Annotated in this window: 13 protein-coding genes; 5 read left to right on the top strand and 8 right to left on the bottom strand. The window is 76.0% G+C overall.

Annotated elements, in window-relative coordinates:
• Positions 1-105: 105 nt before the first annotated feature.
• Positions 106-957, bottom strand: coding sequence for a helix-turn-helix transcriptional regulator (locus AC07BF_RS16525; protein ID WP_363581708.1), 852 nt, complete (start codon positions 955-957; stop codon positions 106-108).
• Positions 958-1,104: 147 nt separating this feature from the next.
• Between AC07BF_RS16525 and AC07BF_RS16520 the strand changes: the two genes are divergently transcribed.
• On the top strand, positions 1,105-1,878 hold the full coding sequence (locus tag AC07BF_RS16520) for an SDR family NAD(P)-dependent oxidoreductase (protein WP_400986959.1): 774 nt from the start codon (positions 1,105-1,107) through the stop codon (positions 1,876-1,878).
• Between the two features lie 82 nt (positions 1,879-1,960).
• On the opposite strand, the gene AC07BF_RS16515 is transcribed toward AC07BF_RS16520, so the two are convergent.
• The gene (locus AC07BF_RS16515) at positions 1,961-2,740 is read right to left on the bottom strand and encodes a uracil-DNA glycosylase (protein ID WP_363581712.1); all 780 of its coding nucleotides are present in this window, start codon (positions 2,738-2,740) and stop codon (positions 1,961-1,963) included.
• Positions 2,741-2,911: 171 nt separating this feature from the next.
• On the opposite strand from AC07BF_RS16515, the gene AC07BF_RS16510 reads away from it, so the two are divergent.
• Complete coding sequence (locus tag AC07BF_RS16510; RefSeq protein ID WP_363581714.1) at positions 2,912-3,883, top strand: SPFH domain-containing protein; 972 nt, start codon at positions 2,912-2,914, stop codon at positions 3,881-3,883.
• Between the two features lie 77 nt (positions 3,884-3,960).
• The gene (locus tag AC07BF_RS16505; protein WP_363581716.1) at positions 3,961-4,434 is read left to right on the top strand and encodes a CBS domain-containing protein; all 474 of its coding nucleotides are present in this window, start codon (positions 3,961-3,963) and stop codon (positions 4,432-4,434) included.
• Positions 4,435-4,555: 121 nt separating this feature from the next.
• On the opposite strand, the gene AC07BF_RS16500 is transcribed toward AC07BF_RS16505, so the two are convergent.
• Entirely contained in the window at positions 4,556-4,720 is a 165-nt protein-coding gene (locus AC07BF_RS16500) for a TetR family transcriptional regulator C-terminal domain-containing protein (protein WP_363581905.1), read from the bottom strand.
• On the opposite strand from AC07BF_RS16500, the gene AC07BF_RS16495 reads away from it, so the two are divergent.
• On the top strand, positions 4,649-4,999 hold the full coding sequence (locus AC07BF_RS16495; RefSeq protein WP_478333529.1) for a hypothetical protein: 351 nt from the start codon (positions 4,649-4,651) through the stop codon (positions 4,997-4,999). The genes AC07BF_RS16500 and AC07BF_RS16495 overlap by 72 nt on opposite strands.
• Here AC07BF_RS16495 and AC07BF_RS16490 read toward each other — a convergent pair.
• From AC07BF_RS16490 to AC07BF_RS16475, 4 genes are all read right to left on the bottom strand, one after another.
• A complete protein-coding gene (locus AC07BF_RS16490; RefSeq protein ID WP_478333526.1) occupies positions 4,996-7,917 on the bottom strand; it encodes an FAD-binding and (Fe-S)-binding domain-containing protein in 2,922 nt (973 codons plus the stop codon). The two genes, AC07BF_RS16495 and AC07BF_RS16490, sit on opposite strands and share 4 nt — an antisense overlap.
• A gap of 174 nt (positions 7,918-8,091) precedes the next feature.
• Entirely contained in the window at positions 8,092-9,096 is a 1,005-nt protein-coding gene (locus tag AC07BF_RS16485; protein WP_363623655.1) for a glycosyltransferase family 2 protein, read from the bottom strand.
• Between the two features lie 200 nt (positions 9,097-9,296).
• A complete protein-coding gene (locus AC07BF_RS16480) occupies positions 9,297-9,959 on the bottom strand; it encodes an aggregation-promoting factor C-terminal-like domain-containing protein (RefSeq protein WP_363628242.1) in 663 nt (220 codons plus the stop codon).
• A gap of 539 nt (positions 9,960-10,498) precedes the next feature.
• Complete coding sequence (locus AC07BF_RS16475) at positions 10,499-11,344, bottom strand: EI24 domain-containing protein (RefSeq protein ID WP_478333525.1); 846 nt, start codon at positions 11,342-11,344, stop codon at positions 10,499-10,501.
• Between the two features lie 143 nt (positions 11,345-11,487).
• Between AC07BF_RS16475 and AC07BF_RS16470 the strand changes: the two genes are divergently transcribed.
• Positions 11,488-12,285, top strand: a complete 798-nt coding sequence (locus AC07BF_RS16470) for a serine protease (protein WP_363581726.1) — start codon at positions 11,488-11,490, stop codon at positions 12,283-12,285.
• 114 nt (positions 12,286-12,399) lie between these two features.
• Here the strand turns inward: AC07BF_RS16470 and AC07BF_RS16465 are convergent, their stop codons facing one another.
• Positions 12,400-13,590 carry a helix-turn-helix domain-containing protein gene (locus AC07BF_RS16465; RefSeq protein WP_478333524.1) on the bottom strand — a complete coding sequence of 397 codons (1,191 nt, stop codon included), beginning with the start codon at positions 13,588-13,590 and terminating at the stop codon, positions 12,400-12,402.
• Between the last annotated feature and the right edge of the window lie 182 nt (positions 13,591-13,772).

Here is a 13,772-nt window from a genome sequence, read left to right as displayed (position 1 = left end):
CGCGATCCGGTCCGATATCCGCTCACTCGCAGGCGCCTTGACCTGCCCCACCCTCGCCACACCACAACCAACGAGACACCGACCACAAAGTCACCGGCATTGAACCTAGGTCGGCGCCGCGTGGGCCGGGGCCGCGTCGTGGGCGGCGACGAAGGCGTGGCGGGCGCGGCTGCCGGGTGGGGCGAGGCAGACGAAGACGTACCGGCCCTCCTCGGGCAGGGCGAGCACCGTGTAGTCCAGGACGTCGGTGTCCAGTGCCGGGTGGCGGATGTGGAGCCGGCCGGGGCCGGGCGGGCCGGCCCGGTGGCGATCCCACAGCGCGGCGAAGGCCGGGCTGTCCGAGGACATCCGGCGGACCAGGCGGGTGAGCCCGCGGTCCCCCGGGCGGTCCGCGTGGTGGGCGCGCAGCGAGGCGACGAGGTCCGCGCCGATCGAGCCGGTGGCCGCGAAGTTGCCCTGTGAGCGGTCCCCGTACGGGCAGCAGAACACCTGCCAGAGCAGGTTGCGCTCGTGGGGCGGGCGCCGTTCCGGCCAGGCCATCAGCAGGCCGGCCGGGCGGTTCCAGGCGAGGAGTTCGAAGGTCGGGCCGGTGACGAAGGCGGGCGCGGCGTCCAGGGTGTCCAGCAGCGCCAGGGTGGTGGCGGAGACGGCCGGCGGCTCGGGCGGTGCCCCGGCCGGTGCGCGGTGCCGGGCGGCCAGCCGGTGCAGGTAGGCGCGCTCCGCCCCGGCCAGTTGCAGGGCCTCGGCGATGCCGTCGAGGACCGGGCCGGTGGGCACCCGCTGGCGGCCCTGCTCCAGCCGGGCGTAGTAGTCGGCGGAGATGCCCGCACGGGCCGCCACCTCCTCGCGGCGCAGCCCGGGCGTCCGGCGGCGCCCGGCCGGGGGCAGGCCCGCCTCGGCGGGCGCGAGGCGGGCGCGGCGGGCGCGCAGGAACGCGCCCAGCGGGGTCTCGGGCATGCGGTCACGCTGCCACAGCCGGGCGGGGTTAGCCAGGACCTGGCCGTCCCTGGTCGGCCCGTCCCCGGTCGGCCGGTCCCTGGTCGGCCCGTCCCCGGGAAGGGCTGGCCGCTGGTGGTCCGGGCGGGGCTCCGGGAGGCTCGCCGCATGGGACTTCTCGACGACAAGGTCACGATCGTCACCGGCGCCGGGCGCGGCATCGGCGCGGCCGCCGCCCGGCTGTTCGCCCGGGAGGGCGCGCTGCTGGTGCTGGCCGCCCGCTCCGGCGCCGAGGTGGAGGCGCTGGCCGCCGAGCTGCGGGCCGGCGGGGCCCGGGCGGTGGCCGTCGTCGCCGACCTGACCGCCGCGGAGGGCGCCGAGCGGACGGTCGAGGCGGCGCTCACGACGTACGGCCGGCTGGACGCGGCCTTCGACAACGCGGGCTCCGGCCTGTCGCCGGCCCCGCTCGCCGAGCGCACCGAGGCCGAGTGGGACGACACCCACGCGCTCAACCTGCGCGGCAGCTGGCTCTGCCTGCGGGCCCAGCTGCGGGCGATGGCGGCGGGCGGTCGGGGCGGCGCCGTGGTGCTCAACTCCGGGGTGGGCGCGCTGGTCGGCGGCTTCGGGGACGGCGTCCAGCAGGCTGCCAAGCACGGCCTGACCGGCCTGGTGAAGGCGGCCACCGCCGACTACGCCCGACACGGCATCCGGGTCAACGCCGTCGCGCCCGGCGTGGTGCGGACGCCCTCGACGGAGCAGTTCTTCGCGTCCGGCCCGGAGTTCGACGCCCTGGTGGTCCGCTCGACCCCGCTGGGCCGGGCGGGCTCGGACACCGAGATCGCGGAGGCGGCGGCCTGGCTGCTGAGCGACCGGGCGTCGTACGTGGCCGGGGTGACCCTGCCGGTGGACGGCGGGATCACCGCGACCCGGCGGTTCGACTGAGTGCGGGCCCGGCCGGTTCGGGGAAGACCCGGTCGGTCGGGGCGGGCCCGGCGGCACCGTACGGGGGTCGGTGCCGCCGGGCCTACTCCGGCGCCGGTTCCAGCCCGGCCGACCGGGCGGCGGTGCGGAGCAGGGCGCGGAGCATGGGGGTGGTGAGGCGGCCGGTGTTGGTGTTGCGCGGGCTCACGTGGTAGCAGCCGTACAGCTGGAGGGCGGGGCCGCCGTCGGTGGCGGGAAGGACGGCCAGGGCGCCGTGACCGAAGGCGGGTCGGGGCCGGGGGACCTGCCAGCCGGCCTGCGCGAGGGCGGGCAGGAGGGCCTGCCAGGCGAAGCCGCCGAGGGCGACGACGGTTCGTACGGTGGGGCGCAGCAACTGGAGTTCGCGGGTGATCCAGGGGCGGCAGGTGTCGCGTTCGGCGGTGCTGGGCTTGTTGTCGGGCGGGGCGCAGCGGACCGGGTCGGTGATGCGGACGCCGTGCAGGCGCAGGCCGTCGCCGTACCGGACGGACTCGGGGCGGTTGGCGAGTCCGAGGTCGTGGAGCGCCGCGTAGAGCAGGTCGCCGGAGGGGTCGCCGGTGAAGATCCGGCCGGTGCGGTTGGCGCCGTGGGCGGCGGGGGCGAGGCCGACCAGGACGAGCGGGGCGTCGGGCGGGCCGAAGCCGGGGATCGGGCGGGCCCAGTAGTCCCAGTCCAGGTAGGCGCGGCGCTTGGTGCGGGCGGTCTCCTCGCGCCACTGGACCAGGCGAGGGCAGGCCCGGCAGTCGGTGACGACGCGGTCCAGTGCGGTGAGCGAGGTGGCGCGGGCGGCGGCCTCGGCGGGGTGGCGGGGGTGGCCGGGGTCGTCGGCGGCGGACTGCGGCATGGCCACGATCCTACGGTCCGTCTCTGGCCCCGCATCGGCCCTGCGCCGGCCTGCCCGGGCAGGCGTAGCGTGGAATCAGCTGCTCCGGCGGCCCCCGGCTGGGCCGGGTCGGCGACGGCCGGGGCTGGCTGGTGCGCGAGGAGGCCTCGCCGAGGCCGCAAGGAGGCCGCGATGATCGTCGATGCGGTGCTGGGTGCCATCGGGGGGCTGGTCGGGCTGGGGGCGATCTGGGCGGGCCTGAGCGTCCGGGTCGTCCAGCAGTTCCAGAAAGGAGTGGTGTTCCGCTTCGGCCGGGTGCGCAGGGAGGTGCGCGAGCCCGGGCTGGTGGCGCTGCTGCCGATCGCGGACAAGTTGCGCAAGGTGAACGTGCAGATCGTGACGATGCCGATCCCGGCGCAGGAGGGCATCACCCGGGACAACGTGACCGTCCGGGTGGACGCGGTGGTGTACTTCCGGGTCGAGGACCCGGTGAGGGCGACCGTCAACGTGCAGGACTACCAGTTCGCGATCTCCCAGGTGGCGCAGACCTCGCTGCGCTCGATCATCGGCAAGAGCGAGCTGGACGACCTGCTGGCCAACCGCGAACCGATCAACCAGGGGCTGGAGTTGATGATCGACAGCCCGGCGCTGGGCTGGGGCATCCAGATCGACCGGGTGGAGATCAAGGACGTCGCGCTGCCGGAGTCGATGAAGCGCTCGATCGCGCGGCAGGCGGAGGCCGAGCGGGAGCGGCGGGCGCGGATCATCACGGCGGACGGTGAGTACCAGGCCTCGGCCCGGTTGTCGGAGGCGGCGGCGGTGATGAGCGCGACCCCGGCGGCGCTCCAACTGCGGCTGCTCCAGACGGTGGTGGAGGTGGCGGCGGAGAAGAACTCGACGCTGGTGCTGCCCTTCCCGGTGGAGCTGCTGCGCTTCCTGGACAGCGCGACGGACAACCAGCAGCGGGCCGCGGTGAATGCCGCGGCGGCAGCGGCGAAGGCCGCCGAACGGGCCGCCGTGGAGCGGGAGGAGGCAGCGAAGGCGGAGGTCGAGCAGGACCGGTCGCAGCACGAACTCCCGCCGCTGGAGGAACTGTTGGACCAGTCGCCACTTCCGGGCGCGGACGCGCCGGGCGGGCGCGCGGAGCCGGACCAGGCGGCCTGACCGGTGCCCGGTGGCGGCCTCCGCGGGCCCGGACCAGGATGGACAGGGGGGCGGAAGCCAGGCCAGGAGGCGGGACCATGACCAGAGCCAGCGACATCATGCACCCGGGCGCGGAGTGCATCCGCGAGCACGAGACGCTCGCCGCCGCCGCCCGGATCATGCGGGAACGGCACGTCGGCGCGCTGCCCATCTGCGGGGAGGACGACAAACTGCTGGGCATCGTGACCGACCGCGACATCGTGCTGCGCTGTGTCGCCGAGGGCCGGGACCCGGCCGGGGTGACGGCGGGCGAGCTGGCCCTGGGCCGGCCGATGACGGTGGAGGCGGACGAGGACGCGGAGCAGGTCCTACGGGTGATGGAGCAGTACCGGGTGCGCCGGCTGCCGGTGATCAACCACCCGGAGCACAAGCTGGTCGGGATGATCAGCGAGGCGGACATCGCGCGCGGGCTGCCGCAGGCTCGGGTCGCGGAGTTCGTGTCGGCGGTCTGCGCAGAGGAGGCGCCCATGGAGGAGGCGGCCACGGAGGAGGAGGCCAAGGCCGGGGCCTGACGGCGCCGGGGTCTGACGGCGCCGGGGTCTGACGGCGCCGGGGTCTGACGACGACGGCGGATCGGGTCGGGGGGTACCGGCCGTGGTGGATCAGGGCTGTGGCGGATCAGGGCCGTTGCGATCAGTCAGGGCATCGTCCGGCCAGTGTGTCGAGGTGGCGGCGCAGTACGGCGCGCAGTTCGCCCGGGCCGACCAGGTCCGGGTGCTGGACGGCCTGGAGGGTGAGGCCGTCGAGCAGGGCGGAGAGGCGGCGGGTCTCGACGGCGAGGTCGAGGCCGGGCGCCAGGGCGCCGGCGCGCTCGGCCTCCGCCAGGACGCGGTGGATCAGCTCACCCGGCAGGGCGCCCGGAAGAAGTGGCCGGAGGCCCGCCCGGCGGCGCCGCCGGGCGGGCTCGAACTGTTCGGCGGCACCGCCGAGTTGGAGCAGGATGCGGAATCCGGCGGCTGGCGCTGGGTGGGCGTCGGCGCCGACGGTGTGCGCGGCGCGGCCGACCGCGGCTACCCGACGAAGGAGGAGGCCGCGGCCCGCGCCGGGGCCTTCCTCGGCGAGCACGCCGCGCCCTAATCGCGCTCCCGAAGCGCCCGGGCGATCAGTTCCGCCAGGTGCAGGGCCTGGCGGCCCTGGGCGAGTTGGGCGATCTGGGTGCGGCAGCTGAAGCCGTCGGCCAGGACCACCGTGTCGGGGGCGGCGGCCCGGACTTCGGGGAGCAGGACGCGCTCGGCGATCGCCTCGGACACCTCGAAGTGGCCCCGCTCGAAGCCGAAGTTGCCGGCCAGGCCGCAGCAGCCGGAGTCCAGCACCCGGTTGTGCAGGCCGAGTCGGTCCTCGATCCGGCGGTCGGCGGCGCTGCCGAGGACGGCGTGCTGGTGGCAGTGGGTCTGGGTGACGGTGTCCAGCGGGACCTGGGGGAGCGGGGTGTCGGGGGCGTACTGGTCGAGGAACTCGGCGAAGGTGCGGGTGCGTTCGGCGAGCGGGCGGCCGTCCGGGCCGAGCAGCCGGGGCAGGTCCTCGCGCAGGGCGGCGGTGCAGCTCGGGTCCATCCCGACCACCGGGGTGTCGGCGGGCAGCCCGGCGCCGGCCAGCGTCCGCAGGCTGCGCCGCAGCACCCGTCGGGCGGTGCCGAGTTGGCCGGTGGAGTACCAGGTCAGGCCGCAGCAGACCGGGCCGGCGGGCAGCCGTACGTCGAAGCCCAGGTGCTCCAGCACCTCGACGGCGGAGCGCAGCACGTTCGGCTGGAGGTGGTCGGAGAAGGTGTCCGGCCACAGCAGCACCGGCCGTGCCCCCGCCGGGGCCGGGTGCGCGGCGCGGTGGCGGCGGTACCAGCGGGTGAAGGTCTCCGGCGGGAGGACCGGCAGCACCCGGCGCCGGTCGATCCCGCCGAGCCGCTTGAGCAGCCCGGCGGCCGGGGAGCGGGCGAGGGTGTTGGCGGCGCCGGGGGCGAGGGCGGCGGCCCGCAGCCAGAGCGGCAGCCAGCCCATCGAGTAGTGGGCGAGCGGGCGCGGGCGGTGCCGGTAGTGCTGGTGCAGGAACTCGGCCTTGTAGGTCGCCATGTCGACATGGACCGGGCAGTCGCTCGCGCAGCCCTTGCAGCTCAGGCAGAGGTCCAGGGCCTCCCGGACCTCCGTCGAGCGCCAGCCGTCGGCGATCGTCGCGCCGCCCTGGCGGCCGGGAGGTGCTGCCATGCCGCGCAGCATCTCGGCCAGCAGCCGGGCCCGGCCCCGGGTGGAGTGCCGCTCCTCGCCGGTGGCCATGTAGCTGGGACACATCACCCCGGTGTTCGGGTCCACGCACTTGGCGACGCCGACGCAGCGGTGCACGGCCTTGGCCAGGCTGCCGCCGTCCTGCTCGTACGGGAGGGCGAGCGGCAGCGGGCGGCGCGGGGCGGTGACGAAGCGCAGGTCGGCGTCGAGCGGGCGCGGGTCGACCATGGTCCCCGGGTTGAGCAGGTGCTCGGGATCCCAGATCCGTTTGAACTCGCCGAACAGGGCGATCACGTCGGGCGGGTACATCCGGGGCAGCAGTTCGCCGCGGGCCTGCCCGTCGCCGTGCTCGCCGGAGAGCGAACCGCCGTAGGAGACCACCAGGTCGGCGGCCTGCTCCAGGAACTCCCGGAAGACCAGTACCCCGGCGGGCTCGTCCAGCGGGAAGTCGATCCGCAGGTGCACGCAGCCGTCGCCGAAGTGCCCGTACGGCACGCCGCGCAGGCTGTGCCGGCGCAGCAGGGCGCGCAGGTCCCGCAGGTAGTCGCCGAGGCGCTCGGGCGGGACGGCGGAGTCCTCCCAGCCGGGCCAGGCCTCGCCGCCGCCGGGCAGCCGGGTGACGATGCCGGCGCCCGCCTCCCGGACGGCCCAGAGCTGGCGCTGCTCGGCCGGGTCGGTGACGAGGGCGACGGAGGCGGAGCGCTCGCGGCGCACCGCGTCGGCGAGCCGGCGGGCGGCCTGGTAGGCCTCGACCGGGGTGGCGCCGCCGGTCTCCAGGAAGAGCCAGCACTCGCCCGCGGGCAGCCGGTCCAGTGCGGGCGGGCGGGGGCCGGCGGCGAGCAGTGCGGCGATCAGGTCGGCGGACATGCCCTCGGCGGTGAGCGGCCCGAGCGGCAGCAACGCGGGGACGGCGTCGGCGGCGGCGCCCTCGTCGGGGTAGCCGGCCACCACCAGGGCGCGTGCGGGCGGCTCCTCGACCAGCCGGACGGTCGCGCCGAGCAGCAGCGCGCAGGTGCCCTCGGTGCCGGTGAGCGCGCGGGCCAGGTCGTGGCCGTGCTCGGGCAGCAGGGCGTCCAGCGGGTAGCCGGAGGTGCGGCGGGGCAGCGCGGGCAGGCCCTGGCGGATGGTGGCGAGGTTGCGGTCGGTGAACTCCTGGAGCTGCCGGTGGAGTTCACCGGGCCGCCCGGGCAGGGTGCGGAGCGCGGCGCGCTCCTGCGGGGTGAGCCGACCGCCCACGGTCAGCTCGGTGCCGTCCGCGAGCAGCAGGTCCAGCCGCTCGACGTTGTCCGAGGTGCGCCCCCAGGCGAGCGAGTGCGAGCCGCAGGAGTCGTTGCCGATCATGCCGCCGAGGGTGCAGCGGCTGTGCGTGGACGGGTCGGGGCCGAAGCGCAGCCCGTACGGCCGGGCGGCGCGCTGGAGGTCGTCCAGCACGGTGCCCGGCTGGACCCGGGCGGTGCGGGCCTGCGGGTCGACGTCCAGGACGGCGCCGAGGTGGCGGCGGAAGTCCAGCACCACCGCGCCCGGGCCGATCGCCTGCCCGCCGATGCTGGTGCCCGCCCCGCGCGGCACCACCGGCACGCCGTACCGGCGGCAGAGCGCGAGGGCGGTGCGGACGTCGTCGAGGTCCGCGGGTTTGACCACGCCGAGCGGCAGCTGCCGGTAGTTGGACGCGTCGTGGCTGTAGACGGTCCGCTCGGCGGTGCCGAAGCGGACCTCCCCGCGCAGCACGGCGGCCAGTTCGCGGGCCAGCTCGGCCCTGGGGGCTGCGGACGGACGGCTCACCAGGGACCTCCGGGCGGGTGCGGCGACGGCTCCGGCCGATCATGGCAGCCGCGCGCCCGCAGGGGTACCGGCCACGGCCGGGGTACCGCCGATGGGGTGTCGGCGGGCGGCCGCCCGGCTAGGGCCTAGGCCCCGCCGCCTGCGGAGGCGGGGCCGCACACGTCCGGAGTCCGGTCACCGCCGCCCGGTGAGCGTGCCGCGGGCGATGTGGGAGAGCTTGGCCATCTCGAACGCCGGGTAGGCGCCGCCGGCCAGCAGCGAGAACTTGATCCCCTCGCGGCCGCCCGGCCGCCGGTGGCCGGGCGGCTGGAAGCGCCGGTGGTGCTCGGCGGCCCGGTGGAAGAACTGCGGCCGCTCGGCGCGGGTGACGCACCCGGCCAGGTCGAAGACGAACAGGTAGTGCCGGATCATCCGGACGAACAGCGCGTCCCGCACCGCGTACAGGTGCGGCTGGTCCTCCAGCAGCGCGAAGCTGCGCTCGTACTGGTCGAAGAGGTCGAACACGCCGCTGCCCGGGGAGCCGGTGGGGTGGACGGTCTCCCGGCGGCGCAGCTGCACGCACTCGCGCGCCAGCACGGCGACGCGGCGGGCGCCGAGCAGCGCCGCGTGCACCACCGGGATCTCCTCGTACCGGCCGTCGGGGAAGGCCAGCCGCAGCTCCTCCCAGTGGCCGCGGCGGATCAGCCGGTCCCAGACCAGCGGCGGCGCGCCGAACAGCGCGGGCTGGTCGAAGGGCTCGAACACCTCGGGGCCGGTTTCGGCGAGCAGCGACTCCGCCCCGCCCGGCCAGTCCCGGTCGTTGTGCCGGCGGGAGTGGCCGAACAGCAGCAGGTCCACCGGGCCGGTCTGCCCGAGCCGGTCGGCGAGGGTCCGCAGCGCGTCCTGGGGCAGTTGGTGGTCGGCGTCCAGGAACAGCAGGTACTCGCCGGCCGCCCGCGCCGCCCCCGCGTTCCGGCTCACCCCGACCCCGACCGCCGCGTTGAGGTGCAGGACCGACAGCCGCGGGTGCCGGGCCGCGTACGCGTCGACGAGCTCGCCCGCGGCGTCGGGGGAGCGGTCGGCGACCACGATCACCTCGACGTCCTGGAGGGACTGCGCGAGCAGCGAGTCCAGGCAGTCCGCGAGCTGTTCGTGCTGGTCGTAGGCGGGGAGCACGACGCTGATGAGGGGTGAGGGCATGACGCCGGAGCGTAAGAGGACGCGCTGACCGTGGCAAAGCCCTGACGGTGCGTAATACCGATCAATCCCCGCCAAATCGTACGACCGTACGCCATATCTTCACGCGGCCTGCCGGACGCGTCCACGACAGCCGGAACGCGCCGGGGCCCGCGACGCGTGGTGCGTCGCGGGCCCGGGGGTCGAGGCTTGGCAGCCTCGATTTAGTACCAGTGGTGGTTCTGCCAGAACGACCAGGCGGCGCAGGGGCTGCCGTAGCGGGAGTTCATGTAGTCCAGGCCCCACTTGATCTGGGTGGCCGGGTTGGTGCGCCAGTCGGAGCCGGCCGAGGCCATCTTGCTGCCGGGCAGCGCCTGCACCAGGCCGTACGCGCCGGAGGAGGCGTTGACGGCGAGGTGGTTCCAACTGCTCTCGCGGGACACGATGTTGCTGAAGCACTGGAGCTGGCCGGCCGGGACGAGCTGTGCGGCGATCTGCTGCGGGCTGCCGGTGAGGGCCGGGGCGCTGGTGAGGTTCTGGCGCGCCTGGGAGCGGGAGGCGGCGGCGTCCGCGTCGGCCTTGGCCTTGGCGTCCGCCTGGGCCTTCGCGTCGGCCTCGGCCTGGGCCTGGGCGGCGGACTCCGCCTCGGCCTGGGCCTGCGCCTGGGCTTCCTGGGCGGCCTGGTCGGCGGCGGCAGCGGCAGCGGTGTCAGCCTGGGCCTGGTCGGCGGCCGCCTTGTCGTCCACCGTGACGGCGGCCGCGGGGGCGGCGGCCTCGGTGGTGCTCCCGGTCTGCGGGAGGGCGAGGGCGGCGGTGGCGGCGCTCGCGACGACGAGGGTGGCGATGCCGGTGATCAGGGAGTTGCGGCGGGCATGGCTGAGCTGCATGAAGCGGACAATCCTTTTCCGTCGGGGGCCGTGCCGGTGGCACCGGGTGCGGGGCATCGCACGGGCGTCCGGGTGAGCGGGGCCCGCGCGGCCGTCCGGGACGGCCGTGGTGCCCCGGCGGAAGTGGCGGGGCGGGTCGGCTGCGCGGCGGACGGGGCCGGCTGCGCTGCCTGGCGACGGGCCATTCTTGGCAGGGCCGGGGACGGGTGGCAAAGGCAGTTGCCACTACGGCGGGTAGTAGCCGCAGGGTGGGCGTGGCGAGACGCGGTGATGGTTTTGGGAGAATTTATCCGACTTGCGTATTTGTAGGTCGGAGGCTGGTGGCGCGGGCGGAATGTGCGGGTGCGAGGTGTGGTGGCCTGCGTTCTTCGAGGTGTTCCGGGCGGCCCGGCGCGGGACGGGAGCCCGCGCCGGGTGGTCGGCCGACGCCCTGGCCGCAGCCATCCACTATCGGGGGCCGTAGACGGCGAACCCCGTGTGGGCGGCCTCACATGTCCGGACGGCCGGGATCGGCGCAGGGTGACCGGCCGGTCACCGCCTCAGGAGGTCGCGTGCGGGCTTCCGGCGGCGGGCCGGGAGGCCGGCTCCGCCGCCGGTTCCGGCTCCTGCTCGCCCGCCGGGGCCGCGTCGTGGACCGGGTCGAGGGCGAGGTCGCGGGCCAGGTCCCGGGCCAGCAGGGTGGCGCCCGCGACGGCCCCCGGCATGGCGAGCACCGTCACCAGCGGAACCAGGAACGCCAGGATCAGCGGCGTGCCGAAGCCCAGCGCCAGCCCGAGCCGGGCGCGCAGCAGCCGGATCCGCTCGCGCTGCGGCACCCCGCGCCGCTGGAGGGCGACGGCGGCGAGCTCGACGGTCAGGAAGAAGCCGGACACCAGGAAACCCAGCGCCGGCACCACCGTCTGCCCGATCACCGGGATGAAGCCGCAGGCGAACAGCACCACGCCGAACGCGGCCACCCGCACCAGGACATAGGCGCTGTCCCGTACCGCGATCACCAGTTCGCGCCACAGTGACGACTCCGGCGGGGCGGGCGCACCGCCCTCGGTCTCGTCGACCTTCGCGGACAGCGCCTCGTAGAAGGGCTGGCCGACCAGCAGGGTGACGGCGGTGAAGGTGAGCAGCGAGAGCAGCAGGCCGCCGCCGAAGGCGATCGCGGCGAGCGCGTCGCGCAGCAGGCCCTGCCAGGGCGAGCTCCAGCGGTCGGCGAACGGGGTGGCCCAGTCGGCGAGGTCCTTCGACCAGCCGCCGAGGAAGACGAGCGCGACGGCGTAGCCGGCCAGGGTGAGCAGCGCGGGCAGCATGCCGAAGCCCCACCAGCGGCCGTGCCGGCCCACCCACTTCTGGCCCCCGACCAGGTACTTCATCCCCGCCACAAGATCTCGCATGGGCGATCACCTTAGGGGTTCCTCCTCCGGAACCCCGCATTGCCGTGTTCCTGCCAGTTTCGACCGGCAGGGCCGGGCCCCTCCTGTCGTGACGCCTGCGGGGCCACCCTCGGTGCTCCCCGACCTGTCGATGGAGGAGCCTGATGAAGCGTCAATTCGGAAGATTCATCGTGCTGTTGGCCACCCTGGTGCTCGGCGCCGGCGCGCTCGTGCTGCCCGCCGCCGCCTCGCCCGCACCCTCGGCGCCCTCGCCGGGCGTGGTCGGCGGCACGCGGGCGGCGCAGGGCGAGTTCCCGTTCGTGGTGCGGCTCTCGATGGGCTGCGGCGGCGCGCTCTACACCCCGCAGATCGTGCTCACCGCCGCCCACTGCGTCAACGGCACCGGCGCCGACACCAGCATCACCGCGACCGCCGGCGCGGTCGACCTGCGCAGCGGCAGCGCGGTCAAGGTCCGCTCGTCGTACGTGTACCAGGCGCCCGGCTTCTCCGGGGCGGAGAGCGGCGACGACTGGGCGCTGATCAAGCTGGCCTCGCCGGTCGGCGGCAGCCAGGTGAGCACGCTGCCGACCACCGACTCCACCGCCTACGACAGCGGCACCTTCACCATCATGGGCTGGGGCGCCGCGACCGAGGGCGGCGCGCAGCAGCGCTACCTGCTCAAGGCCACCGTGCCGTTCGTCGACGACGCCGCCTGCGCCAACGCCTACCCGGGCCTGAACAGCGCGGCCTCACTCTGTGCGGGCTACGTCGACCAGGGAGGCGTCGACACCTGCCAGGGCGACTCCGGCGGGCCGATGGTCCACCGGGACGCGGCCGGCCGCTGGGTCCAGGTCGGCATCGTCAGCTGGGGCAGCGGCTGCGCCCGGCCCGGCTACCCGGGCGTCTACACCAAGGTCAGCACCTACGCGGCCGACATCGCCGCGGCGGCGGCCGGGCTCTGACGCCGACCGCCGACCGCCGACCGCCGGAGAACCGGAGAACCGGAGCGCCCGGGGGATCCCCACCGGGCGCTCCGGCGCGTCCGCCGTCAGCGGTCCGTGGTCAGCCGTCCGTGGTCAGCCGTCCGCCGGGGGCCGGTGCGCCGTCGAACCGCCCAGCCAGGCCCGGGCCCGGCGCCGCTCGTAGGCGATCCGGCCGGTGGCGTCCGGCGGTAGCCGGGAGAGGACGGCGGCGGCGGCCTCGTGGCGCCCGGCCCGGGCGTACGCCCCGGCGAGGCGGCCGGCGACCAACGCGTGGTCGTGCGGGTGGGCGGCCTGGTCCAGGCGCCCCAGGGCGGCGCCCAGGTGGGCCACCGCCGCGTGCGCGTGGGCGGTGTGGCCGGTGCGGACGGCGAGGTCCCGGTGGCAGGTGCCGTGGGCGACGCCCAGCACCAGGGCGGCCCGGGCGGCCCCGGGCGCCGGCTCGCCGGCCCGCAGGGCGGCCTCGGTCAGCCGTTCGGCGTCCGCCAGCGCCCGCCACGTCTCGGGCGCCGCGCCGGCCAGTGCGTGGGCGTGCGCCTGGGCGAGGGCGGCCCAGGCGCGCAGGCCGGGCAGGGCGCGGGCGGTGGCGTGGGCGGCCTCGGCCAGGGCGAGGGCGGTGGCCGGGTCGCCGCTCCACCAGTGCAGGGTGCTCTGCCGGGCGAGCAGGGCGGCCGCGGTCGGCTGGTCGTCGGCGGCGCGGGCCCACTCCAGCCCGGCCGCGTACCAGCCGAGCGCGCGGGTGCGGCGGTCCCCCTCGAAGTGGGCCCAGCCCGCGAGTTCGGCGTAGCGGGCGGCGAGCGAGCGGACGGCGGGGGCGGTTTCGCGCGGGGCGGCGTGCTGCCAGGCGGCCAGGGTGCGGGCGTGGTGTTCGAGGACGGTGGCGAGCTGTTCGCCGCCGGTGTGGGTGGCGGCCGCGCGGTAGACGTCGAGCAGGTGGCCGAGCACGGCGAAGGTGGCGGCGTCCGGTCGGCCCGTCGGGGGCCCTGTGCCGCTCTCGCCGAGGGGCGGCAGGGCCGGGGCGGCGAGTTCGCCGAGGTGCTCCCGCTCCTGCCGGACGGGTTGCCAGAGGGCTGCCAACTCGCCTCCGGTGAGCAGGAGTTCGTCGGCCCGGGCGGGGAGTCCAGGGGGTGGCCAGCGGCGGGCGTTCTCCACTCGGCTGATCAGTGAGTTGTGGTAGCCGAGCAGGCGGCCGAGTTCGGCCTGGCTGAGTCCGCGGGCCTCGCGCCAGTGGCGCAGCCGGTGGCCGAAGCGCAGGCGCGCGGACGCGGGGGCGGGGAGGGGTGGCAAGGGGTCTCCCGGGGGGTGGGGGAGCGCTCGTGGGGGAGCGCCATGCCCAGGTATCCCCTTTGACGTGCCATTGTCAAACTGTGGGTCGCATCCCTCGAACGGCACCGGGGGGGGGGGGGGGGGGGGCGGCGTCGGTGGCCGGCGACGGCGTTCAGCGAGGGAGCGGTGGGGGTCCGCCGCGA

It is taken from the genome of Kitasatospora sp. NPDC043950 (assembly GCF_056435345.1).
This window is presented reverse-complemented; position numbering and strand designations above follow the sequence as displayed.

What these genes read in the sequence shown, in the direction of transcription:
- AC07BF_RS16480 (WP_363628242.1), bottom strand. Translation starts at nt 9,959, where the DNA reads ATGCAGCTCAGCCATGCCCGCCGCAACTCCCTGATCACCGGCATCGCC.
- AC07BF_RS16485 (WP_363623655.1), bottom strand. Translation starts at nt 9,096, where the DNA reads ATGCCCTCACCCCTCATCAGCGTCGTGCTCCCCGCCTACGACCAGCAC.
- AC07BF_RS16515 (WP_363581712.1), bottom strand. Translation starts at nt 2,740, where the DNA reads ATGCCGCAGTCCGCCGCCGACGACCCCGGCCACCCCCGCCACCCCGCC.
- AC07BF_RS16470 (WP_363581726.1), top strand. Translation starts at nt 11,488, where the DNA reads ATGAAGCGTCAATTCGGAAGATTCATCGTGCTGTTGGCCACCCTGGTG.
- AC07BF_RS16525 (WP_363581708.1), bottom strand. Translation starts at nt 957, where the DNA reads ATGCCCGAGACCCCGCTGGGCGCGTTCCTGCGCGCCCGCCGCGCCCGC.
- AC07BF_RS16505 (WP_363581716.1), top strand. Translation starts at nt 3,961, where the DNA reads ATGACCAGAGCCAGCGACATCATGCACCCGGGCGCGGAGTGCATCCGC.
- AC07BF_RS16520 (WP_400986959.1), top strand. Translation starts at nt 1,105, where the DNA reads ATGGGACTTCTCGACGACAAGGTCACGATCGTCACCGGCGCCGGGCGC.
- AC07BF_RS16475 (WP_478333525.1), bottom strand. Translation starts at nt 11,344, where the DNA reads ATGCGAGATCTTGTGGCGGGGATGAAGTACCTGGTCGGGGGCCAGAAG.
- AC07BF_RS16510 (WP_363581714.1), top strand. Translation starts at nt 2,912, where the DNA reads ATGATCGTCGATGCGGTGCTGGGTGCCATCGGGGGGCTGGTCGGGCTG.